At 46.0% G+C, this 21,816-nt stretch carries 19 protein-coding genes; 7 read left to right on the top strand and 12 right to left on the bottom strand.

Annotated elements, in window-relative coordinates; genetic code table 11:
* Window positions 1-45: 45 nt before the first annotated feature.
* Both B2U97_RS13070 and B2U97_RS13075 read right to left on the bottom strand, forming a co-directional pair.
* Window positions 46-642: a DUF817 family protein gene (locus B2U97_RS13070; protein WP_286822781.1), complete on the bottom strand. Its 597-nt coding sequence runs from the start codon at window positions 640-642 to the stop codon at window positions 46-48.
* Window positions 643-707: 65 nt separating this feature from the next.
* Window positions 708-3,083, bottom strand: coding sequence for a TonB-dependent receptor domain-containing protein (locus B2U97_RS13075; protein ID WP_286822780.1), 2,376 nt, complete (start codon window positions 3,081-3,083; stop codon window positions 708-710).
* Between the two features lie 169 nt (window positions 3,084-3,252).
* Here B2U97_RS13075 and B2U97_RS13080 point away from each other — a divergent pair, with 169 nt between their 5' ends.
* A complete protein-coding gene (locus tag B2U97_RS13080; protein ID WP_286822779.1) occupies window positions 3,253-3,921 on the top strand; it encodes a haloacid dehalogenase type II in 669 nt (222 codons plus the stop codon).
* A 69-nt stretch (window positions 3,922-3,990) separates the two neighbouring features.
* Here the strand turns inward: B2U97_RS13080 and B2U97_RS13085 are convergent, their stop codons facing one another.
* On the bottom strand, window positions 3,991-4,536 hold the full coding sequence (locus B2U97_RS13085) for a DUF924 family protein (protein ID WP_286822778.1): 546 nt from the start codon (window positions 4,534-4,536) through the stop codon (window positions 3,991-3,993).
* A 144-nt stretch (window positions 4,537-4,680) separates the two neighbouring features.
* Between B2U97_RS13085 and B2U97_RS13090 the strand changes: the two genes are divergently transcribed.
* The 3 genes from B2U97_RS13090 to B2U97_RS13100 are packed head-to-tail and all read left to right on the top strand — an operon-like array spanning window position 4,681 to window position 6,804.
* Entirely contained in the window at window positions 4,681-6,159 is a 1,479-nt protein-coding gene (locus B2U97_RS13090; protein WP_286822777.1) for a PepSY-associated TM helix domain-containing protein, read from the top strand.
* Between the two features lie 19 nt (window positions 6,160-6,178).
* The gene (locus B2U97_RS13095; protein ID WP_286822776.1) at window positions 6,179-6,523 is read left to right on the top strand and encodes a hypothetical protein; all 345 of its coding nucleotides are present in this window, start codon (window positions 6,179-6,181) and stop codon (window positions 6,521-6,523) included.
* The gene (locus tag B2U97_RS13100) at window positions 6,520-6,804 is read left to right on the top strand and encodes a DUF3325 family protein (RefSeq protein ID WP_286822775.1); all 285 of its coding nucleotides are present in this window, start codon (window positions 6,520-6,522) and stop codon (window positions 6,802-6,804) included. The genes B2U97_RS13095 and B2U97_RS13100 overlap by 4 nt, the downstream gene beginning before the upstream one ends.
* 45 nt (window positions 6,805-6,849) lie before the next feature.
* On the opposite strand, the gene B2U97_RS13105 is transcribed toward B2U97_RS13100, so the two are convergent.
* Entirely contained in the window at window positions 6,850-9,036 is a 2,187-nt protein-coding gene (locus B2U97_RS13105) for a TonB-dependent siderophore receptor (protein WP_286822774.1), read from the bottom strand.
* Between the two features lie 207 nt (window positions 9,037-9,243).
* Here B2U97_RS13105 and B2U97_RS13110 point away from each other — a divergent pair, with 207 nt between their 5' ends.
* Window positions 9,244-9,684, top strand: a complete 441-nt coding sequence (locus tag B2U97_RS13110; RefSeq protein WP_286822773.1) for a SixA phosphatase family protein — start codon at window positions 9,244-9,246, stop codon at window positions 9,682-9,684.
* A 138-nt stretch (window positions 9,685-9,822) separates the two neighbouring features.
* On the opposite strand, the gene B2U97_RS13115 is transcribed toward B2U97_RS13110, so the two are convergent.
* Both B2U97_RS13115 and B2U97_RS13120 read right to left on the bottom strand, forming a co-directional pair.
* The gene (locus B2U97_RS13115) at window positions 9,823-10,356 is read right to left on the bottom strand and encodes a DUF1543 domain-containing protein (protein WP_286830571.1); all 534 of its coding nucleotides are present in this window, start codon (window positions 10,354-10,356) and stop codon (window positions 9,823-9,825) included.
* A 9-nt stretch (window positions 10,357-10,365) separates the two neighbouring features.
* Complete coding sequence (locus tag B2U97_RS13120; RefSeq protein WP_286822771.1) at window positions 10,366-10,581, bottom strand: DUF1653 domain-containing protein; 216 nt, start codon at window positions 10,579-10,581, stop codon at window positions 10,366-10,368.
* Window positions 10,582-10,802: 221 nt separating this feature from the next.
* On the opposite strand from B2U97_RS13120, the gene B2U97_RS13125 reads away from it, so the two are divergent.
* On the top strand, window positions 10,803-11,606 hold the full coding sequence (locus tag B2U97_RS13125; RefSeq protein WP_286822770.1) for a serine aminopeptidase domain-containing protein: 804 nt from the start codon (window positions 10,803-10,805) through the stop codon (window positions 11,604-11,606).
* A gap of 20 nt (window positions 11,607-11,626) precedes the next feature.
* The gene (locus tag B2U97_RS13130; RefSeq protein WP_286822769.1) at window positions 11,627-11,842 is read left to right on the top strand and encodes a hypothetical protein; all 216 of its coding nucleotides are present in this window, start codon (window positions 11,627-11,629) and stop codon (window positions 11,840-11,842) included.
* Here B2U97_RS13130 and B2U97_RS13135 read toward each other — a convergent pair.
* The 6 genes from B2U97_RS13135 to B2U97_RS13160 all read right to left on the bottom strand — a co-directional run bounded on the left by B2U97_RS13135 (window position 11,839) and on the right by B2U97_RS13160 (window position 21,781).
* On the bottom strand, window positions 11,839-14,763 hold the full coding sequence (locus B2U97_RS13135) for a TonB-dependent receptor (RefSeq protein WP_286822768.1): 2,925 nt from the start codon (window positions 14,761-14,763) through the stop codon (window positions 11,839-11,841). The two genes, B2U97_RS13130 and B2U97_RS13135, sit on opposite strands and share 4 nt — an antisense overlap.
* Window positions 14,764-14,779: 16 nt before the next feature.
* Window positions 14,780-15,739, bottom strand: a complete 960-nt coding sequence (locus B2U97_RS13140) for a FecR family protein (protein ID WP_286822767.1) — start codon at window positions 15,737-15,739, stop codon at window positions 14,780-14,782.
* Window positions 15,740-16,228 (bottom strand): RNA polymerase sigma factor, encoded by a 489-nt coding sequence (locus B2U97_RS13145; RefSeq protein ID WP_231378581.1) that lies wholly within the window; start codon window positions 16,226-16,228, stop codon window positions 15,740-15,742.
* 98 nt (window positions 16,229-16,326) lie between these two features.
* A complete protein-coding gene (locus B2U97_RS13150; RefSeq protein ID WP_286822766.1) occupies window positions 16,327-17,784 on the bottom strand; it encodes a phosphoesterase in 1,458 nt (485 codons plus the stop codon).
* A 61-nt stretch (window positions 17,785-17,845) separates the two neighbouring features.
* On the bottom strand, window positions 17,846-20,527 hold the full coding sequence (locus B2U97_RS13155; RefSeq protein ID WP_286822765.1) for a TonB-dependent receptor: 2,682 nt from the start codon (window positions 20,525-20,527) through the stop codon (window positions 17,846-17,848).
* 234 nt (window positions 20,528-20,761) lie between these two features.
* On the bottom strand, window positions 20,762-21,781 hold the full coding sequence (locus B2U97_RS13160) for a zinc-dependent alcohol dehydrogenase family protein (protein ID WP_286822764.1): 1,020 nt from the start codon (window positions 21,779-21,781) through the stop codon (window positions 20,762-20,764).
* Between the last annotated feature and the right edge of the window lie 35 nt (window positions 21,782-21,816).

A 21,816-nucleotide genomic window follows, 5' to 3' on the forward strand; every position in this document is an offset into this window, starting at 1 on the left:
CGAAAAGTAAGACTACCACATGTTGGTAGCTGACCTCCTTCCGACCTATCCCATTACATGAGTGTTGCGGTTATTATCTGAATTCAGGATTTTGTAGTAAATAGCGGTCCGGTAAAACAGAAAAAAAGTAAAGGCGACTAAAACCCAGCGCATATCCCAAATATAGTGGTGACTAAAAAAGTTGATATAAACCAGAGTTACTAACACCAAAGTGAGGCTCTTGGGCGGATAATAAGAGTATTCAAATTCGAAGATGCGCCAGACCCGGGCAATATAACTTCCGACGGCACTATACATGAACCCTGTAAATAGAGGCACGTTGGCAATACCAAAGACATAATCTTCCGGATAAACCCAGGCACCTATTGCGTCTGAGGTTTTAAACAACTCCATAACCGTTGCTACAATATGGAACACCAGAATGACAACGCATTCGCGCAGAGTCTCAAGCCTGAAGACTAGAAGAAGAATTTGAAAGCCGATGGCGGCCAGGAAAATGAAGTCGTAACGATGTAATGCTTCCAGCGGATACCAGAACTTGGTTATCAGCATGAGTGCCAGTAAAAAACCACCGAAAACACAGGCGTAAGCTTGTTTTACACCAAATAACCACAGTTCCTTTGCAAACGTTTTGATGTCCATATCTTCAATCCAGAGAATTCAGAACAGGTAAGGCACTGAATAATAGTGCCTTACCTGCTGGCAGTTTAGAAGCTAATGGTAACACCAAACCAGAAGTTTCTGGCTTTATCTTTCACATTGTAATCATCGGTGAAAACAACTTCGCTAACGGCACCTCGTCCGGTAACATATTCAAACTCACCATCACCGTTAAGGTCAGTATAAGTTGTTGAGTAGGTTGTGAAATCGCGATCTAATAAGTTATTGATGCGCAGGTTCAAATCTACCGACTCCGTTAACTTGTAGTTAGCGCCTAAGTTAAACAAGCTGTAGTTCTCAAAGTACAGTTGTTGTTCGGTAACACTGTCATAACCACGGTAGCGATCGGAACGGAATTCACCTTGTAAGTAGATAGAAAGATCATCCGAAGCGCTCCAGTTCAGCCATAAATTGGCCATGTGCTCCGCTGTATTCGTTAAAGGCTGACCAATCTGACTACCGCTTTTCTGCTCGCTGTCTGTCCATGTATAGTTACCGCGTAGTGACCAGGCTTCGCTTATTGCGTAACGCGCTGCCACCTCAACGCCCTGCACATCGACTTCGTCAATGTTGATACTTTGCGCCCATGAGTCATAACCCAGCTGCTCATATTCACCTAAGTTAACGCAAGGACGCACGTTGTCGGTTGCTTCACAGCTTAAAACTGTATCGCCACGGGCAATTTTGTCCTCAAAGCGCGTATTAAAGTAGGTGATGTTAAAGTTGTGGTCGCCATTATCTGAATTCCAGTAAAGTGCAATTTCAGAGTTCACACTGGTTTCAGGCTGTAGCTCCGGGTTACCGGCAAAAGGCATGGTTCCCTGTCCACCAAATCCAACGATGCCATCATACAAGTCGGTGGTTTTTGGCGTTTTATAACCGGTGCTAACGCCTCCTTTCAGCGTCCATGCAGAACTCAGGTTGTAAACCGCATAAAGTCGCGGTGATACCTGACTTCCGAAAACGTCGTGTTTGTCGTAACGAATACCGCCTGTCAGCGTAAAGTCAGCTATCGGCATCCAGTTATCTTCCACAAACAGAGAGTACATTTTCTGCTCTTGAATAGCGCCAGCACTGCCTTCTTCTAAACCAAATACACCATCTTCCAGTTCACCATCAATAAGCTGACCGCCAATAACCAGGTTATGATGTCCAGCAAAACCAGAGACAGGAATGTCCAGTCGTGCATCGACAGTATACTGACTGCTGTCTAACTGACGAGCGGGTCGCGGTAAGAATGTTTCTTCTGCAATTGAGCGTCGCTCATCTTCGCCCAAGCCAGCATACTCACCCGTGCCATCGTACATTTCCTGCAGCAATAAACGCTCATCCACGCTTAAGGGCAAAGTTCTGCCATTATTTTGTGTATCTACATAAGATAAAGAAATCATGCTGGTACCAAACGACCAGTCTGCGTCATGCGCTATTGACCACCAGCTGCGATCAAAAGTCTGATCAGCCGCATAGCCTGCACGAGGATTCACATTTCCTCCACGCGCCTGCCAAAGAGCCTCAATACTGTCTTTTGTGCCCAAGGGGTAGGTAATGGTGTCGTTTTCTACATCATAAGAAGGCGTGTTGTCGTAAGACTGATGTGAGTCATCGTAATCAAACTTTATATGATGGTTCTTTGCTGGCGTGTATGACAACGAGAATCCGTAGTGCTCGTCTTTGTTGTCAACAGTACGCCCGCCACTGCCAAAACCCAACTGACGAACATGTACCGTGCCATTTGGATCAACTGCCGGCTCAAATTCTGGCGAAGACGCTTGCTGATCATACAAGCTTCCACGTACTCCCAGACTTAAAACATTTTTAATTAACGGCCCTGTGGCACTGAAGTCCGTTGTAAAATCATCACCAAAGTTATCGTTAGTTTGCAAACTACGCCCGAAGGTTACAGCACCTGACCAGTCCTCTGTGTGTTTTTTAGTAATGACGTTAATGACACCGCCAAGTGCATCGGCACCATATAATGTGGACGCCGGACCGCGGATAACTTCAATTCGGTCAATGGTCTCTAATGGAGGAATATGGTTAAAGGCATTGCCACCGAAATTATTCGGATAAATATCACCATGATTGTTTTGTCGTATACCGTCCACCAGAATTAAGGTGTAGTCGCCGGTTAAACCTCGCATGCTGATACTGCCCTGGCCGGTTTTGTCGCGGCTGGTTCCTATGTCGATACCTTCCTGATACTTCACCGCATCGAGCAGCGAAGTGAAAGACCGCGAGCGAATTTCTTCATTTGAGATAACAGAAATACTTGCAGGTGCCTCGGTAATTTTCTGCTCAAATCCAGCGGCTGTTACGACAATACGCTCAATATCGTCAGGAACCGTGTATTCGTCTGCCAAGGCACTACTTCCTAGAGCTGATGCAATAAGTATTGCCAGTGAACTGGGTACAAGTTTGTCCATTTCTGTTTATCCTTAATTGAATGAGTTAAGCGGTTGCGTATGCTACCCATGCTGTTTACAAATGTAAATACAAATAACAATAATTCGTATTAGCAAAATCAATAGCGAGCTAAATCGTAGTTTTTTTCGTAGAAGAAGAACCTGTATTTTAAGTAGCTGGAGTGTAGTTTTGACGAATTTGGCTTTTGACGTTTATGGAACGCTTATCGACGCGCAAGGTGTGGTTTCACTATTAAGTTCATACCTTGGCACAGACAAAGCAGAAAGTTTTTCCAGTCGTTGGCGTGATAAGCAATTAGAATATTCATTTCGTCGCGGACTTATGCGGCAATATCAGGATTTTGCAATTTGCACCAAAGAAGCCCTGGAGTTTACCAACAACGCATACGGTTCACCTTTAAATGAAGAGCAAAAAGAAGACTTGCTCGATACCTATACGCGTCTGCCTGCGTTTGATGATGCCAGGGCGGCGCTTAGCAAGTTAAGCTTGTCGGGCATGGGTTGCTTTGCTTTTTCCAATGGCAGCCAGGAGGCAGTTTCAGGGTTACTGGAGAAAGCCGAATTGAGCAGCTATTTTAATGACGTTATAAGCTGCAAAGACATTAAAAGCTTCAAGCCTGACCCGGAAGTCTATCAACACTTTCTGGATGAAACGGGCAGTCATGCTGAGAGCACCTGGCTTATCTCCAGTAACAGTTTTGACATTATTGGGGCTAACGCCGCTGGCTGGAAAACCGCCTGGGTAAAACGGACTAAAGAGGCTCAGTTTGATCCGTGGGGAGTCGAGCCTACCATTACCGTAAGCTCGCTTTCACAGTTAGTTGAAAATATAAAATAACGGTTAAATGCAGCCGCCCAGTTAAGTTTAAACCTATTGGTCAATAGATCGACCGAAAGAAGTGAGCGTTTAAAAACTGGAGCCCGGCTGCTTAAGGAAGGATTCCTCTTCAGAAGTGGATTCACGACCTAATATGGCATTTCGGTGCGGGTAGCGGCCGAAACGATCAATAATTTCTTTATGTCTCACTTCAAATTCATAGTTGTTTTCAAGACCTGGCTGGTCGAAAAGCTCAATCGCCTGCTTGTGAATCGACTTCGACTCACTGTGCATATAGGGCATGTATAAAAAAGATTTCTCATGAGACTCTAACGATTCGTCTGCACATTGAGCTACAGCTTCCTGCGCCAGCACCAAAGCTATAGCGTCCTGTGCAAAGGCTTTCGGCGTATCCCGATAAATATTGCGCGAAAATTGATCGAGCACAATAATTTCGGCTAAACGCCCTTTTTCAGTCCCACGCCAATGCCAAAGCTCTCCTTTTTCGGCGGCTTCCTGGGTGTCGTAGAACCGCTTCTTAATCGATTTATCCAGCTCGTCACTTTTGACGAACCATTGCTTTGGCGTCAGCTCATTGAACCAGAACTCGAGAACCTCGCTCGCTTTAGCAACCATATAAAGTCTCCAAAAAGTTAAGTTAAACACCGATAACGCAAATGATAATGGTTTTCATTAATGTATTTTTTGTGGTTTAATACGGCTCTGACAAAAACTAAACAAATCACCTTTACTATTATGAAAGCACGATTCAGAGACAGTATGACCTGGCTCCATACGTGGGCTGGATTAGTTGTAGGCTGGATACTGTTTGCGGTTTTTCTTACCGGAACATTAGCCTATTTCCAGTTCGAGATTACACAATGGATGCTGCCCGACGCAAAGCAAAATGCTACTCCTGAACAGGCAGTGGCACAAGCGCAGGGATACCTTCAGGAACACGCCCCGGATTCACCAGGCTGGTCTATTACTTTGCCCGACGAGCGTTCTCCCATTACTACGGTCTTTTGGCGTGACCCGAACGCAAATAATGGTCGTGGTTTTGAGTTCGCCGTTCTTGACGGCGATGGTAAAAAAATTGAGCAACGTGAAACCCGCGGCGGCAACTTTCTCTATCGCTTTCATTTTGATCTGCATTATATGCCGGTATTTATTGCTCGCTGGCTGGTCGGCATATGCGCCATGCTTATGCTGATAGCCATAGTTACCGGCGTAGTCATACATAAAAAAATATTCAAAGACTTTTTCACCTTTCAGCTAGGTAAAGGTCCACGCAGCTGGCTCGACGGGCATACCATTACGTCGGTATTAGCTTTACCTTTTCATTTTATGATCACCTATACCGGCTTAGTGACACTCATGCTGATGTATATGTCCTCGGCCGTGTCGTTAAGCTATGGCGACAGGGGTGAGTTTTTTAACGACTTACAGTCCCAACCCCCTACGCTACAGGCAAGTGGTGAAAGCACGAATTTAAATGACTTGCAGGAACTTTATTTTAAATCGCGGGAAGACATAAAGGGCAACCCCATTCGTTTAGCTCAAGTTAGTCACCCCGGGGATACGAATGCCACCGTCACTTTTTACGAAGCGCCTACCCAATCGCTTATGTCAGACTACACGACGCTGACTTATTCAGCTGTAACTGGTGAGCAGTTACATGTCCAGCCCGTAGAAAATAGCGCAGAACTGACACGGCGCACCATGATAGGCCTGCACGCCGGTCGTTTTGCTGACACACAATTGCGTTGGCTGTATTTCTTCTCAGGAATTCTGGGCACCTTGATGATAGCCACAGGTCTGGTTTTATGGTTTGAAAAACGCAGAAAGAAACTGCAAGACAGCGGCAACCTGTCATTCGGCCATTATCTAGTCAGCGGATTAAATGCCGGCTTTATTATAGGCCTTCCACTTGCCGTTGCCACTTATTTTCTGAGTAATCGGTTACTGCCCGTAGCGGCCGATAACCGGGCTGAACTTGAAATTGCCTGGTTCTTCTTTGGCTGGTTGTTAATGGTCTGCTATCCGCTGCTTCGCGGCGCCAAAAAAACCTGGCGAGACGGCGCACTGCTTAATGGTCTTGCCTACCTAAGCTTGCCCTTTATCAGCTTTATTACTGTCGACCGCCATCTTCTGAATTATCAGTACCCGCGCGACTGGCCTTTATTTGGCATGGATATCAGTTTCATTTTAACGGCAATCACATTTCTGGGACTTACCTGGTATCTGTTTCGCAAATGAAATTCAAAGGAGACGCAAAATGATGTTGAAAGATAAAATAGCCAATGCGCCATCCAAACTGACAATAAGTTATCGACTTTTGCTCGCAACTGTCGGTGGGTTCATTTTCACATTAATTGTTACCGTCTTCACGCCTGAACTGCTTTTATGGGCTTTTGGCTGGAACAAAGCCACAAGCCTAATGTGGATGATGTTACTGAGCTTCGGTGTTTACTGCGGTCTGGTTATGTGGATTGTCGCCACTCGAAAATTACTAAAAACAAGCCTGATACTGCTGTTATGCGGAGTTGCCCTGTCTTTTAGTTTTATCCAACTGCAGTCTCATAACGCAGGGAAACCAGCGGAAACTGAGGTGACATCATGATATCAGTTGTCATTTGGTTGCTTAGCTTAGCGGGCTTTTGGCTCTTATGCATTGTTACAGCTCGCCACCGTAAGTTATTTAATTTAAAACCGTTAAACCAGCGTGCCGAGCGGATCTATAAAGTTGCAGGCTTTTTATTGCTCGGTCTTGCTCTCGCCTGCACAAGTTTAATGCCAAACCCTGTAGACGGAATACTGGTCTGGTTTGGGATTCTGACTTTCGCCTCACTGCTTATTTCGGCGCTATTAGCGGTTCAGCAACGACGCAAACGCAAGGCATAAAAAAACCGGTGCTTTTGAAGGCACCGGCTCATTATTTTCAGCTACTTAAAACTTATAATTAAAGCTCAAAGTGTAATCGCGCGGTGTACCGTAGCGGTAACCGTAAGCAAACCCAGCCTGACTATAATATTTCTCATCAAACAAGTTGGCTACGTTAAGTTGTAAGCTCATGTTATCGGATAACTTGTAACGTGCCATCAGGTTCACTAACCAATACGCGTCCTGAGTGAATGTTTCCGTTTCAAGAGTAGCGGGGTTCATTCCAGTCGAATAAACATCTCCCTGCCAGTTCGCGCCACCGCCAATAGTCAGCTCAGGCAAAAGCTCAACAAACTGATAGGTAGTAAACAACTTGAACAGCTTATCTGGAGTATCCGTGTTTACCAGCATTCCATTGGCATTTTCTGCTTCATGCTGGGAATATCCGGCAGAAATATTCCAGCCATCAACGGGTTGACCAACGATCTCAGCTTCAAACCCTGTACTCTCGGTACCTTGTTCAGCAATGTAAGCGGTTTGCAGTTCTGGCGTTGACTCATGATTAGGGTCGACAACAGCCAGATTATCTTGCTCTATTTTGAAAACGGCAATTGAAGTATGCAGCCGATCATTTAAGAAAGTACTTTTAAGACCTAACTCATTACTTTGACCTTCTAGAGGTTCCAGAAAGTTTCCGTTCGTGTCTTTACGATTCTGGGGATTAAAAATCTCTGTAAAACTCGCATATAAACGGTGATTATCAGTTAAGTCATAAAGCAACCCTGCGTAAGGAACAAAAACTCCAGAATCACCATAGTCGACAACCGTTCCGTAACTAATCCCATCACGATCCCAGCTTGAAACACGGCCACCAACAACAAATTTTAAGCTGTCAGAAAGTGACAAGCGAGTGGCCGCATAAAAGCCTTTTTCTTCAGTAGCAGTATCTTCTCCTGGAATAGGCTCATCCGCCCACTGAGGTTCCTCTATGTTAGGCCACTCATAAAAATTGCCGACCGGCACCTGATCGTAAGTGCCATCACCACCTAGTGGTTGCGGATTAAAAGTGTGCGCGAATTTGTCATGTTCACTGTATAAGGCACCAATTACAAGGTCATGTAAACGGCCAAAACCAGAAAATTGCCCTTTTAATTGCACGTCAAAGCTATTCTGACTATTTTCACCATCGCTGTTATAGCGCTGAGCTTTTAAGCCCGTGCCAGTTTCTTTGTCTAGCAAATTCTCAGGGTCACTTCCGTTGATATAAAGTAGCTTGGATGTTTTATCAGCCTTCAAGCCGTTATAATTGGCTAGAAGCTCCCAACCGTTATCAAAAACATGATTCAGGTTGACAAAATAATTGGTACTGGTTGTTTCCCAGTTAGTCCAGTCAGCTCCGGTTGTTTTCGAAACATCCCAGTCTGTGTAGGTACCATCAGAGTAAAATGCAGGAAGGAATCCCCACATAGCGCCCTTAGGCTCATGATGTTGATAACTCCCCCCAACTCTTAATAGAGTAGAATTTGTTATATCGGCCTCAACAACACCGTAGAAAACTTCCTTACTTTCTTCTAAGAAATCGACATGCGATTCGCTGTCATCAACTTTTACCACAGCACGACCACGAATACTCCCGCTAGCATTTAATGCACTACCAACATCAGCGGTTACCTGCTTACTGTCCCAACGACCCACAGAAGCATTAATATAGCCTTCAAACTCTTTACTAGTAGCGTGCTTACGGACTAAGTTGATCGATGCTGAAGGATCTCCAACCCCCGTCAATAAGCCGGTCGCCCCACGTACGAACTCAACACGCTCGTAAATAGCAACATCCGCGATGGTCTCACCCGCATCACCGGCAATACTCCATGAGGTAGGTACTCCGTCAATTTGATAATTACTGATTTCGAACCCGCGGGCATAAAAGGTATTACGAACATTGTCCATTTCCGATGCAGAAACACCCACCGCGTTATTTACAACTTCAAGCACGGTATCGATATTCTGATCGAACATTCTTTCATCAGTCATAATACTGACCGACTGAGGTGTCTCCCGCAGTGTTAAACCAAGTCCGGTCGCGGAATCAAGATTCTGGCTGACAGTGTACTTGCCAGTTACTTTGATCCGCTCAAGATTTTCATCTTTCGCCGGTTTTTCTTTATCCGCATTTTGTGGTGTTGCAGTCGCTGCAAGTGGACTTAATGCCATTGCGATAGCTGCTGCAAGCGGAACGACACGTGCGTTCATACCCCATGTACTCCTTCGCTGTTAGTAAGGAGCAAAAGATAACACAACTACGAATCGTTATCATTTATATTTGTCGTGTTTTTGATGCTTGTCCTGAAATAAACATAAAGTTATGTTTTACTCTCAAAAACCAAACACAAACTATAACCTTTAAAGCTTATGCGTCGTTTACTTTGTCTTTTAATTTTCGTTAGTACTTTTCCTAATATGGCATTTGCAGACACTTATACTCTTTACTTTACTCGTCACATGGAAAAAACAGATGAGAAAACTGACCCCGATCTAAGTATTGCGGGTCAACAGAGGGCGCTCATGCTGGCTCAAACTCTAAAGAACAGTAATATTGAGGCTATATTTTCTACCAATTTTAAACGCACCAAACAGACAGGAGAAGCTCTCGCGAAGCATCTTGGCCTCTCCGTTCAGAGTTACCCCTCTAAAGATTTTGATGGAATAATAGCCAGCATCAAAGGCCTGAAAAAGAATGCTCTCATTATCGGTCACAGCAACACGGTATCGGAGTTAGTAAAAGCCGCAGGCGGAAGCGCCAAAACACTTGAAGAAGATGACTACGGTGACTTATTTCAGGTTGTTGTTAACGGTGACAGCGTAGTGACCAACCGGCTTTATGTTCCGGTTGTGCGTTAGCAGAACACACAACCGGCAAATAGCCTTGCTACCGCAACATATTATTCCCAGTGCGTTCTGAACCAGGACATCATTTCGCTTCTTATTTCTTCTTTCTTAGGGAAAGAACGATGGCCAGGCTCTTCATATATCGACAGTTTAAGGCAGTGGTTGATACCCTTTCCAGTCAGGTACCAGCGGCTGTTGTTCACCGTCAAATTCAAGAGTCACATAGTGGTTATCCACCAAGTCGACGCACAAGCAGTCGTCCACCGCCAGTAAATCGTCTTTATGGATTTGCTCAGCGTCCGCTAAGCCAGCTTTGGAGACTTGAGCGCGAGCCAGTTGTTTTGCAGATTGCGGTGAGTCTGCGACCACCACAGTAAAGTCATGATACTCGGCCAGTTTATTCGGAAAATAGCCACCAAAATTAACGAAGTACAAACGTTTTTCCGCAGGTTTTTCAGGCGCTTTAGAGGTAAGCTGAATGCGGTAGCCGTCCACATGGTGTAAATGAACAAAGCTATCCAGATGCAGCCCTTTTTGCGTACCGAACCACCCTTTTCGAATAGCCGGATAGGTCTCTTCCATGCTCTGCCCCACTACAAAGCGGATATCATGCAACTCAATGTTGGCACCAGGCGCCGTGCCGCCCGCATAAACTAAAAACAATTTGTTATCGATTTCGTTCATTGTCTTCCCTTACTCACTGCCAATAAAACGGAATCGGGGTACGTCATTGCCGTCTATGTTCACCGTTTCCACGAACATGTCAAAGGGGCGAACCCAAAGTTCCTGTTCCCCATACAAGGGCTGATAAAGCACCATCCACTCTTCAGTTTCGCTATGACGGGCGATATTAATAACGCGGTAACGTCCGCCTTTGTAGTGTTCGTAAATACCCGGCTTTATGTTCATGTTGGTTTATTCCAATGCTTATGGTTACTAAAATACTTTGAAAGCATGCTAACAAAAGTTGTCGTTTAGCGGATAATCTCCTTTATAATAGAAAATTAACCGGTATTTAATTCATGCGCAGCTTTAATCTACTTCTCGTTTTTACATTTTTGACCCTAAGCGGCTATTCAGTGGCTGCGTCGGAATTAACGTTTGAGACAGAGACGCTTCAGCGGCAATTAATGCCCGACTCTAAAATCACCTATCACCTTGGTTCAAGAACAAAGCCAGCAAATAACCTACTGCTTATATTGCAAGGTTCTGATTGCCGGAGCGTATTAACAAACAATTCTGTTAAAGAAGCTTTACCCAAAGGGCGACCAGACGCCGATGTTCTGCTCATTGAGAAATGGGGACTCAGCCCACACACCTCTGACTGTCCACAAACCTACATCGACAATGACTCACCATCACAGCGGGTAAACGATGCCAAGCAGGTACTGGAACACCTAAACAAAAACAAAGGTTATCAATCGATTTACGTTCTGGGTGGCAGTGAAGGAGCCGTTATTGCCGTGATGCTCCGCGAAGCATTCCCCGGCATTACCGCTACTATCGCGTTTAACGGTGGCGGCAATTCGTTTCAGGACGATATTGAGCACAATATAAAAGCATCGACACCCGCAGAGGTTACAGCATCGGTAGTTGCCGAGTTTCGCGAGTTTGCAGAGCAAATAAAAACATCAAAAGAGCCCTTTCCCGTTAACTCAAGCCAGCATGGCTACAAGTGGTGGAAGGAAATGCTTACCCTTAAGCAAATCAACATCATCGAACGCGGAAAAACACCTCTGCTGATTGTTCAATCGGGACAGGACGATTCAGTAGATCCAGAGCAAACTCATGTAATGATAGAAAACCTGAGTAACTCGAAGAATGTAAAATATCAGTACTTTGAAGAACTTGACCACGGCCTACGAAAAGAAAATGGCGACAGTATTGATGACTCCGCACTGGCTGTCATGCGAGGATGGTTTCAGAAACACTGAGAATGCTATGAGTTGCAGATATGAAAACAGATAATAAAATACTTTCGACCATATACTTGGCGCTGGTTTTGATTGGTGGTTACCTTGTGGGCGGTACCATCGTCAAGTCCTTTCAAGCGAGTGAGCTCACTCTACACAGTACAGAGTTTAAAGATTTTCTCATAGCACTACTTATTTCATCGCTTTACCACTGGTGGAAAGTGCGTAAAGAGAAGGCAACAAATGAGCACTTTTAAAACTGCCCGCTTACACCCAGCAAGAACGTCCGGCCATTGGAGGTAGTGTTGTAAGCACGGTCACTGGAGTCACTGTAAAGTTCTTCGCGGACGTTGGTCAGATTCAAAGCTTCGAGGGTTAACTTAAAGTTATCAGACAGTTGGTAATGAGCGGCCGCATCAACATAAGTGGTGTCGTGGTAGCCGGATTCATCCTGATCGGTATTACCTGCCTGTACCGACAAAATGTAGTCGCTACGGTAGGCCGATGAGATACGCGCTGACCAGTCTTCAGCTTCGTAATAAAAGGTCAGGTTATAACTTTGGTTTGAAAGTCCGGCAAAGGTCTTTACCTGATTCTCACCGGTGCCCTGCACGTCTCTGTACAGCGTATCGCCGTCTGCCCAGGTATAGTTGGTAATCATGCCGAGCCGGTTGAAGGGCTCAGGCAGAAAATCAAAATCCCGCGAGAACGCAAACTCAGCGCCCTGAATAACAGATGAATCGGAGTTTTCCGGTGTGGTGACAATAAATAAGTCGTCTACAGACTCCCCTTCCTGCAGCAAGGCTTCGGGAAGCCCTAAACTGCCGTAACGCAACAGCTCAGTTTTTTCGACAATGAAGTTATCAATGTTTTTATGAAACAGCGCTAAGGATATAAACCCTTGCTTATTAAAATACCACTCAATAGCAGTGTCTATGTTTATGGATTCGAACGGCTGCAGAAAGGGGGTCCCTAATCCTATTGAACCAATGTCGCCGTCATCGCGCGAGGCCTGCGATACATTTGCAGAAAAGGACAATTTATCTATAGAAGGCCGGGTAATATTTTTGCTCGCTCCAAAGCGCCATAAAACATTATCGGTAATATCCAGAAGCATATTCAGGCTAGGTAACCAATCGGAATAGTCCCGCTCTATTTCCGTGTAAATACCTTTTGAGATACCCGCAGAAGACAGAGTTGTCTCGAAAAAACGCGCGCCGGTACTCAACAGCACCGTTTTTCCGAACATTTGCGTATCAAAATCGAAGAGGAAATAAGCAGAGTCCGTTTCCTCCTCCACCGAATAATTAGACGTATCAATAATAGACTCTTCACCCAATCTATAGCCCGCTAAACCGTAGTGTTGCTGAAGCTGGGCTAAGTCGCCCTGCAACCAGTTGAAGTCGGGGTGTTGAGTATAAACATCCGTATACTCAGGTGGTAAAAACAAATTACCTTCATTTTTGGGCGTCAGGCCGTTGGTCGGAAAGTCTCCCTGTACTCGTTCATGCCCGTCATTTGACAGTTTCTTATGACTGACACCCAGCTTCAGAGAGTTTTGGGGCGTTAACCGGTAGTCGAAATCAGCTTTAAACGTGAGCATATCCGAAGAAATCTCGTTTTCCTGAAAGTAGAGGTCTTTCACCCGAAACGCTGTTGGGTCGGTAGTATCAAATTCAGGCGAACGACTAAGGCCATAAAAGCGATCCTTCCTAAAGTCGGTAATAATATCCACGCCGTCGGTAATGATGTTGACCTTGTTCAGCTTAGGCTGGCGGTAGTCAGAAGAGTTAACCCCGAGTAAAAAATTAAACGAAGCATCGGGACTCGTTTGCCAAAAGGAATTAAAAGTTACTTGCTCAAACTCAGACTCGTTATAGTCCTGCCGGGTTTCAGCTCGCCATGTCGCGTCCTTATATTCGGCATAAACCACTTCTTTTTCACTGTCATTATTTACCCATTCCAGAGCTTTAACCTGACGATTATTTTTTACCGCAATATGGTGTTCATCTAAGTCATTGGTCAGTCGGTTTAATAAAATATCAACTGTGCTGATAAAATTCTCACTCGGCTGATATTGCAGAGAAGCGGTAATTCCCAGGCGGGTCTGGTCGTTATTCCAGAGCGAATAGCGGTGCCCCCGGGGAAACCAGAATTCGCCGTTAGCTAATTTCTCTGACAGCGCGGGATTATCCGGCCCAACATAAGTTTTATTCTCTTTACGCCAGCGCGTGGTGTTGGTTCCATATTCAGTTGTATGCCGTTCACTGTAGGCCATTGATACCAGCGCACCAAAGCTGTCCCAGGTATTCGCTATCATTCCGGCCACACGGGGGTCGTAGTGTTGGCTGTTGGAATTATAGGCCTGTCGGTAGGAGAAAGCTGACGTAAACTCCTTGTAGTCTGCGGGCTTTGGTGTAAATAACTCTACCGTGCCGCCAATACCGCCCTCTTCCATACGCGCAGAGTAAGACTTTTTCACATCAATGCGATTAAACAGTTCAGAAGCAAAAATATTAAAGTCGAACGCCCGGCTACGGCTAACTGAACCGCGGGCATCCATTGGCGATGATGTTATTCCCAACGCTTCCATGCCATTGATATGCACACGGGTGAAGTCCGGTCCCAGCCCGCGAAGCGATATTTGACGCCCTTCACCGGCTTCCCGGGTAATAGAAATACCGGGTACGCGCTGCAGTGAGTCTGCTAAGTTCAAGTCCGGAAAATCAGCAATATCTTCGGCCAGTATCGAGTCTTGAGAGACCATAGCCAGACGCTTATATTCCCGCGCTTTAAATAAAGAATCACGGAATCCGGTGACGGTAATTTCTTCAATAACCCGGTTAACTGGTTTGCTTTCTGCTGCGGGCTCCGGGGACTTAACCACATTGCCCAGACAGGTTTCAACCAGCCATCCAGAAGCAACGTTACTGCTGCATAAGTTGCTGTCTTTCAGCAACTCGTCGAGCAATTCCTGAGCCGTAAACGAGCCTTTTAGTGCCTCAGTGTGTTCATCAGAGACTAAAGAAGGGTCGAACAATATGGTCTGGTCGGTTGTGCGGGAAAACTGAGTTAATGCGTCTTTTAAAGGTTGCGCCGCAAAAGTCACATCGAACTTTGTGCCTTCTGCGGCCAGGGTTAAACTGGAAATAAGTAGTAGCCAGCTAAATCTACGCATTTTCAGATGACATAATTCATGGTGTTAAACGAATCTGTTGAGGCAAATACTCAACGTTTAACGCATACATCTGACTCAACAGCTTTAAAGTTTGTTCCGTGTCATTCAGGCGAAAGCGCCCTGCCACCTCCCGCAAACCTAGGTTCGGATCAGCCAGCACAATAGGCGTTGAACTGTGACGGTTAAGTCTCTCAATCAGATAAGTGAGATTCTCATTGCTAATTTCTATCCAGCCCGAACGCCAGTCTATCAGGTTGTTCACATCAACTTTTTGCACCACGCCAAAACGCCCACGGGATAAGCGCATCTTCTCTCCGGCTTTTAATAACACCGGGAAGCTTTCCTGCTCAGCCTGAACCTCAACAATACCTTCGTAAACGGTGACATCGATCTGGTCCGTGCCGCGGTCGATATTAAATTCCGTGCCGACCGCTGTAACACTAGCATCACCCACGCTCACCACAAAAGGACGTTTCTTGTCCTTAGCAACGGAAAAGTACGCCTGCCCTGACTCTATGCGCAGGTCTCTCTGCTGCTCGGAGTAGTTCACCATAACTTCACTTGAAAGCTGCAGTTGTAATGCACTGCCGTCGGATAACTGATGCGTATTTTCCATTGGCGACTGCGCAGTAAACACTGTCGGATGCGGTGTTTCACTAAAGCGACCGGGCAACATGACGGTAATAGCAACAACCAACGCACAGGCTGTAGCTAAGCCCATTCCCCATTGAAATGCTTTTTTCACCGGCCGTTTTTGTCGATTTTTCAGTTGTTCGAAAGACTGCTCCAGCGCAGGGTTCTGCCAGGTAGCCAACATGGACTCAAATACCTGCTGATGTTGAACATCGGCCTCTAACCACTTAATAAAGCGCTTTCGGCAAAGGGTATTGAGTTCACCGTCAGAAAGCCGATCCATCCATTCCGCGGCTTCAGTGTAAATACTGTCTTGTGAGGTATTATTGACTGTCTCTTGCATCTATTTTGTCTTACTGTCTATGTAACGCTGAATGTCGGCCAGTGCCCGGGTTATGTGCCGGGTAACGGTTTCCATACTAATTCCCAGTTGTTCCGCAATGGCTTTGCGGCTCTCACCATGAAGCCGCCTCAGCTCAAACGCCCGCCGCCGTTGCTCAGGCATGTTTTCGAGCGCCTGAGAAATCAGCTCAATACGTTGTGCTTCTTCCAGCAAATATTCCGGGTTTGCTTTTGGTGAATCAAGGTTATCGATATCGTCATCGCAGTCTACAGGACGTGCCGTCAGCAGATTACGAGCCACCCGAATCGCATACCCTATTGGATTGTTGATGGTACTTTTCCGGGATTGTTCCAGTACCCGCGCCACAGACTCCTGATAAATGTCGGCAGCCTCTTCACTACACCGCGTCCGGCCAGAGAGGTAACGCCGCAACTGGGCGTTATTGGATAAACAATCGTAGAGTTTACTGTTGTTTGTTTTATTAGACATATCAGCTGCTGGTGCACCCTGGCGTTTTGCTGAGATAGCCAAGGGTACACCTTCATTATGACAGTTCTGTGGATCTCGTTCGCGTCGGGGCACCGAAATCATTTTGCTTTGTCGATATAAACAGCGTTGCTGTAAAACCATAAGTCAGTCCAGGGGTTCTCGCCTTTAACATCGGGTTGTGGCTCCAGCTCCTTGGCACGGTTGGTTCCCCGAACTCGTATATAACCCGCTGATTCTGATGCCGGTAATTCAAATGTCATCACCTGGTAATTGCCCTGCCGAGTCCAGTCATCCGGGTAGAAACGCTGAATAACTTCAGTGGTCGGGTTTACATTGTTTGCGGCAAACTCCTTGTTGCCGTGCACTTCACCATAAATGAGATCAACGCGCCCCACCGAGGGGCTATCGTCGTGATAATTTGGTGTGTCAGGGTCTAAAAAAGCAATAGTGACCGTGGCGGGTTTATTGTCAGTAACCAGGGTTTCACCAATGTTGGCAGTTTTTCCCGACTGCGACACTGAAACATAAAGCTCGGTGATAAGATCACCCATAGTGACAAACACCTTGCCGCCGCGCAAACCGTTTAAAACACTGTCATAGTCCTGCTGAGCGTATACATAAGTCTTAGCGTATTCACCCGGCCAAAAGTCCGTACGACCTTCAGTGTAATGTGCGTGGCTATCAGAAACTGCGGTAATGCTCCAGCGACGTCCTTCGCCTAAAAAGCTGTCCCACACACCGCCAACAATGGCCGTCATCTGGTCAGTACCGCCGTGTGTCGGGTACCCATAGTATTCCGCCCGCGTTCCCTCAGGGTCATTCGAGCCATCTGGATTAATTGTCGCTGCCTGATGCCCGGGAATACCGGTCATGCCTGTAATAACATCCGGAGCGGTATCCTGCCACAGGCGCATTTTTTCAGGCGTCACTTTTTTAAAACGCCCCAATTCATCGGCCTGACGAGCCGGGTGATTCACCGATAACATCGGACGCGGACTCATCGCCTGCATAGCATTCAGCGCTTTTAACATGAAAGATTCGGTATCCCGCTCAAATTCATTAGGAAATGCTTCACGTCGGTTAAACTGGCTTTCTATGGTGTAGAGCTGCTGCGCTTCTTCATCGGTATGTGGAATAATTAAGGTGCTGTGGCGTGCATTGGGGGTATCGAATTCCATTCCGTAAAACTGCAAAATACCCGGAACTGCTTTGCGGGACGCAACCAATTCAGGATAAGCCTGCTCCAAATTAACCCGGCTATGCTTCGGACCACCATGATCAGTGGTTACCATCCATTGCAGGCCATGCTGTTTCGCCATTTGCGCATTCAGCGCGGTAAAATAATGGGCGTCACCAAATAAAATGGGCGTGGGCGGTTGCGTACTGGTGTCCCACTTAGCACTAAACTTTCCGTGAATATGGTGGTCACCCGCCAGCCATTGTTTATTGCCCGACGGCTTAAAATCATAGTTATCAGATGTTGAAACCGTCTTTGCACAGGCTGATAACAGCGTCAGCGCTATGGCGGTACTTATAACGTTTTTTACTCGTGACATCTTATTTCTCTTTAAAGCAAAAACCGGGCTCAGCTGAGCCCGGTAACATGTGTAAGGAAAATCAGAACTGTGCGGTAATGCCCAGCATGACCGTTCTGCCACTGGTAATTGTGTTGTACGCGCGGTCATGAGAATCGCTGTAAGACTCTTCACGTACGTTAGTCAGGTTAATACCCTCTAAGCTCAGCTTCACATTGTCCGTCAGCTGATAGAACGATGAAAAGTCGACATAGGTTGTGCCGTGATAGCCGCTTTCATCCTGGTCTGCACTGGATGTCGCGCCGCTGCCATAACGACTGCGATAAGCGGCTGAAACGCGGGCTCCCCAGTTTTCTACTTCGTAATACAAAGTGAAGTTGTAACTATTTTTCGACAGTCCCGAGAACGGTTTAACCTGGTCATTTCCTTCAATACCATAAATGTTACGGTAAAGAGATTCGCCATCCGCGTAGGTGTAGTTAGCGATAACACCTAAGTTGTTAAATGGCGCAGGAAGAAAATCTAAGTCTCTTGAAAACGCCAGCTCGGCACCTTTAATGGTCGACGAATCGACATTTTCCGGACGTTCAAGATAGAAAATACTGTCCATGTTTTTATCTGCAGGCAACAGTTCTTCAGGCAGGCCCAGGCTTGAATAAACCACTTCTGTGGTCGTACCGACAATAAAGTTATCGATGTCTTTGTGGAATATGGCCGCAGACGCATAACCAACATCTTCAAAGTACCACTCAATAGCAGTGTCTAAGTTAGTTGATTCAAACGGATCCAGATTTGGGTTGCCCATGGATACACTGGTAATCGCCTCCCCCGAGGTTTGCGAGACCGAGGCGTTATAACTCAACGAGCCCAGTGAAGGACGGGTAACATTCTTAGTCGCAGCAAAACGCCATAAAAGATCCGGATTCAGTTCATAAACCATATTCAGGGTTGGAAGAACATCGGAGTAAGTGCGGGCTGTCTCAATATCTACCCCTCCTGAGACACCAGCTGATGTAATTTCAGTTTCAAAATAGCGTAAGCCAGTGCTTATGCGTAACGGACGACCGGCAACGCTGCTTTCAAAACCATATTGAGCATAAACCGCGTTGGTCTCTTCCGTTACCGGCGACTTATCGTTTTCTGACAAGTCAGAATCATCCAGACGGGTTTCCTGCAGGCCATAGTAAGCCAGCAAATTATTTAAATCCGCCTGGATCCAGTTTTGGTCAGGGTGCTGGTTAAATATGTTAACCAACTCATCGGTTAACGTCAGCTCGCCGGCATTTTGTGGTGCTTCGTTCTGCGCATTACTTCTGCTTAGCTGATAAGCACTGTTCTCAAACTTCTTATAGTTAGCGCCAAAGGTTAATTCCCCGGTGTCGCCAATAAAGTAGCTGAAATCAACTTTAGCGATATCAAAATCATTCGTAATGTAGTTTTCCTGCATGTAAATGTCTTTAACTTCAAAACCTTCCATGCTAGTTACATCAAAGTTCGGCGAGGTGCTAATGCCATAAAAACGGTCGCCGCGGAAGTCAGTCATAATGTCGACTTTATTCTTCGCGTGAATATTAGATTTAAGAACCTGAGGTTGCTCAAAATCGGACGAGCTGGTACCAACCATGGCTGACATGCTGAAGTCAGGCGTTAACGACCAGTCCATGGTTAAGGTGTACTGGTTAAATTCAGACTCGTTACGGCGACGGGTATTTTCGTTACGCCAGGTTGCATCTTCGTAGCTCGCGTAAAGAACTTCTTTGTGTTTGTCGTTTTCTATCCATTCAAGCTCTTTCACAATATCGTTATCTTTAACGGCAGAATGATGCTCGTCGTAGTCATTTTCGAGTTCAGAATGCATTAAATCAAATGAAAAACTGAGTTCTTTGCTGGGTTTAAACTGAAGCGCTGTAGTAATACCTAAACGTTTTTGTTGGTTATTCCACAGTGAATAACGGTGCCCACGGGGAAACCATAACTCACCCGAGTCCAGCTCTGCCTGTAATTCGGTGTCGGTTGGATCAGCGGCTGTTTTCCCGCCTTCCCGACGCCAACGTGTGGTATTAGTTCCATACTCAGTGGTCGAACGCTCACTGTAAGCAACTGAAGCCAGTGCACCAAAGTTACCCCAGGTATTAGAAATTAAACCGGCAAAGCGCGGGTCTGTCTCTTCGCTATTGTCGTTGTAACCACCTTTTAACGAAATTGCACTTTTAGCACCGTCATAGTCAAAAGGCTTAGCTGTGTAAAGACCAACAGTACCGCCGATCCCCCCTTCTTCCTGGTTGGCAGAATAGGTTTTGTTCACATCAATGCGATTGAACAATTCAGAAGCAAAAACATTAAAGTCAAAGCTACGCGTGCGGCTCGCTCCGCCTTTGGCATCCATAGGCGACGCTGATGTGCCCATGGCCTCCATACCATTGACCTGAACGCGGGTGAAATCAGGACCTAATCCACGCAGTGAAATTTGACGCCCTTCACCACCTTCACGCGTAATGCTAATGCCCGGAACGCGTTGCAATGAATCGGCAAGGTTTAAATCAGGAAAATCGGCAATGTCTTCCGCAAGGATTGAATCACGAGAAATAATCGCTTCGCGCTTAAAGTCTTTGGCTTTAATTAATGAGCTTCTGAACGAAGTCACTTCAATGACTTCCATGGCTTCTTCATCTACTGCCTGCTCCTGAGCTAGTACCGTATTTGAATAACCAAAAGCACTGACGATGGCTGTCGCTAAAACTGTTTTTCTAAATGAGTGGTTCATGTTGGTTCCGTTATAGGTTGACGAAAAACGTTCAGTCCAAAAAACAGGGACACCTATAAAGAGCCGGGAAACCTCAAAAGCAGACAAGAATTTTTGTGAAGAATCGATGAAGGATTTGTGAATACAAGAAACTATGCTTGGACTAGCGCGATTAAATAAGTCATACGAATCTCATTAAAAAAGCCCCTGATTTTACTGTCAGGGGCTTTTCTGTTCATGGATATCATTTCCAACTTAGAACTCTATACAAATTTTACCAAAGTGCTTGCCAGACTCTTCATAACGGAACGCATCCGCTAATTCTTCCAGAGCAAAGGTTTTATCAATTACCGGCTTCACACCATTGGCTTCTAAGGCACGCACAAAGTCTTTCTGGTTGTCGCAGCTGCCAACAATTAAACCTTGTAACCGGGCTTGCTTAGCCATTAATTTAACCGTTGGAACTTCACCTTCACTTCCGGTTAGCACACCAATTAACGCAATGTGACCCGCTATCGCCACCGCATTAATAGACTGTGGCAAGGTACCCGGACCACCAACTTCAATTACATGGTCGACACCACGGCCATTGGTTAATTTACGAACCGTTTTGCCCCATTCCGGGTCCTCTTTGTAGTTAATCAGATGATCCGCACCAAGCTCTTTATACTGCTGGAGTTTGTCATTAGAAGACGATGTAGCAAATACCGTTGCCCCCAGGCTTTTCGCTAACTGGCAGGCAAATACTGATACGCCACCACTGCCGAGCACCAGTACCGTATTGCCGGGTTTAATGCCACCGTCAACAACCAGGGCACGCCAGGCCGTTAGTCCAGCCGTGGTCAAAGTAGCGGATTCCGCATGACTATAACCCTTCGGCTGGTGAGTAAAGAACTGAGTTGGACGCACCACCACTTCGCGGGCGTAACCATCAATGCCATCGCCCGGCGTGTTATGGAAGTCACCCACTGGAGCAGGCCCGCTTTGCCAATATGGGAAAAAGGTAGAAACAACATTGTCGCCTACCGCGAATTCTTCCACTCCTTCGCCTACGGCTTCAACAACGCCTGCACCATCAGACATTGGAATGCGTCCATCCTCTGTTGGGATAAAACCGGCAGCTACGCCGTAATCATGAAAGTTAAGCGAGCTCGCTTTAACTTTAACGCGAATTTCTCCCGGACCAGGCTGGCCAGGGTCTTCCATTTCGGTTACCTGAATATTATCTAGGCCAAACGGCTCTTTCAGCCTTAATGCTTTAATTTTATCCGCCATGTTCGTAGTCCTTTAACTAGAGTGTGTGTTCAATT

This window comes from Idiomarina sp. UBA3176 (assembly GCF_002364295.1).
Lineage (GTDB): Bacteria > Pseudomonadota > Gammaproteobacteria > Enterobacterales > Alteromonadaceae > Idiomarina > Idiomarina loihiensis.

Bases quoted from the DNA above. Each gene is read 5' to 3' on its own strand.
- B2U97_RS13070 (WP_286822781.1), bottom strand. From the start codon at position 642: ATGGACATCAAAACGTTTGCAAAGGAACTGTGGTTATTTGGTGTAAAA.
- B2U97_RS13075 (WP_286822780.1), bottom strand. From the start codon at position 3,083: ATGGACAAACTTGTACCCAGTTCACTGGCAATACTTATTGCATCAGCT.
- B2U97_RS13085 (WP_286822778.1), bottom strand. From the start codon at position 4,536: ATGGTTGCTAAAGCGAGCGAGGTTCTCGAGTTCTGGTTCAATGAGCTG.
- B2U97_RS13090 (WP_286822777.1), top strand. From the start codon at position 4,681: ATGACCTGGCTCCATACGTGGGCTGGATTAGTTGTAGGCTGGATACTG.
- B2U97_RS13095 (WP_286822776.1), top strand. From the start codon at position 6,179: ATGATGTTGAAAGATAAAATAGCCAATGCGCCATCCAAACTGACAATA.
- B2U97_RS13100 (WP_286822775.1), top strand. From the start codon at position 6,520: ATGATATCAGTTGTCATTTGGTTGCTTAGCTTAGCGGGCTTTTGGCTC.
- B2U97_RS13105 (WP_286822774.1), bottom strand. From the start codon at position 9,036: ATGAACGCACGTGTCGTTCCGCTTGCAGCAGCTATCGCAATGGCATTA.
- B2U97_RS13110 (WP_286822773.1), top strand. From the start codon at position 9,244: ATGGCATTTGCAGACACTTATACTCTTTACTTTACTCGTCACATGGAA.
- B2U97_RS13115 (WP_286830571.1), bottom strand. From the start codon at position 10,356: ATGAACGAAATCGATAACAAATTGTTTTTAGTTTATGCGGGCGGCACG.
- B2U97_RS13120 (WP_286822771.1), bottom strand. From the start codon at position 10,581: ATGAACATAAAGCCGGGTATTTACGAACACTACAAAGGCGGACGTTAC.
- B2U97_RS13125 (WP_286822770.1), top strand. From the start codon at position 10,803: ATGCCCGACTCTAAAATCACCTATCACCTTGGTTCAAGAACAAAGCCA.
- B2U97_RS13130 (WP_286822769.1), top strand. From the start codon at position 11,627: ATGAAAACAGATAATAAAATACTTTCGACCATATACTTGGCGCTGGTT.
- B2U97_RS13135 (WP_286822768.1), bottom strand. From the start codon at position 14,763: ATGCGTAGATTTAGCTGGCTACTACTTATTTCCAGTTTAACCCTGGCC.
- B2U97_RS13140 (WP_286822767.1), bottom strand. From the start codon at position 15,739: ATGCAAGAGACAGTCAATAATACCTCACAAGACAGTATTTACACTGAA.
- B2U97_RS13145 (WP_231378581.1), bottom strand. From the start codon at position 16,228: ATGTCTAATAAAACAAACAACAGTAAACTCTACGATTGTTTATCCAAT.
- B2U97_RS13150 (WP_286822766.1), bottom strand. From the start codon at position 17,784: ATGTCACGAGTAAAAAACGTTATAAGTACCGCCATAGCGCTGACGCTG.
- B2U97_RS13155 (WP_286822765.1), bottom strand. From the start codon at position 20,527: ATGAACCACTCATTTAGAAAAACAGTTTTAGCGACAGCCATCGTCAGT.
- B2U97_RS13160 (WP_286822764.1), bottom strand. From the start codon at position 21,781: ATGGCGGATAAAATTAAAGCATTAAGGCTGAAAGAGCCGTTTGGCCTA.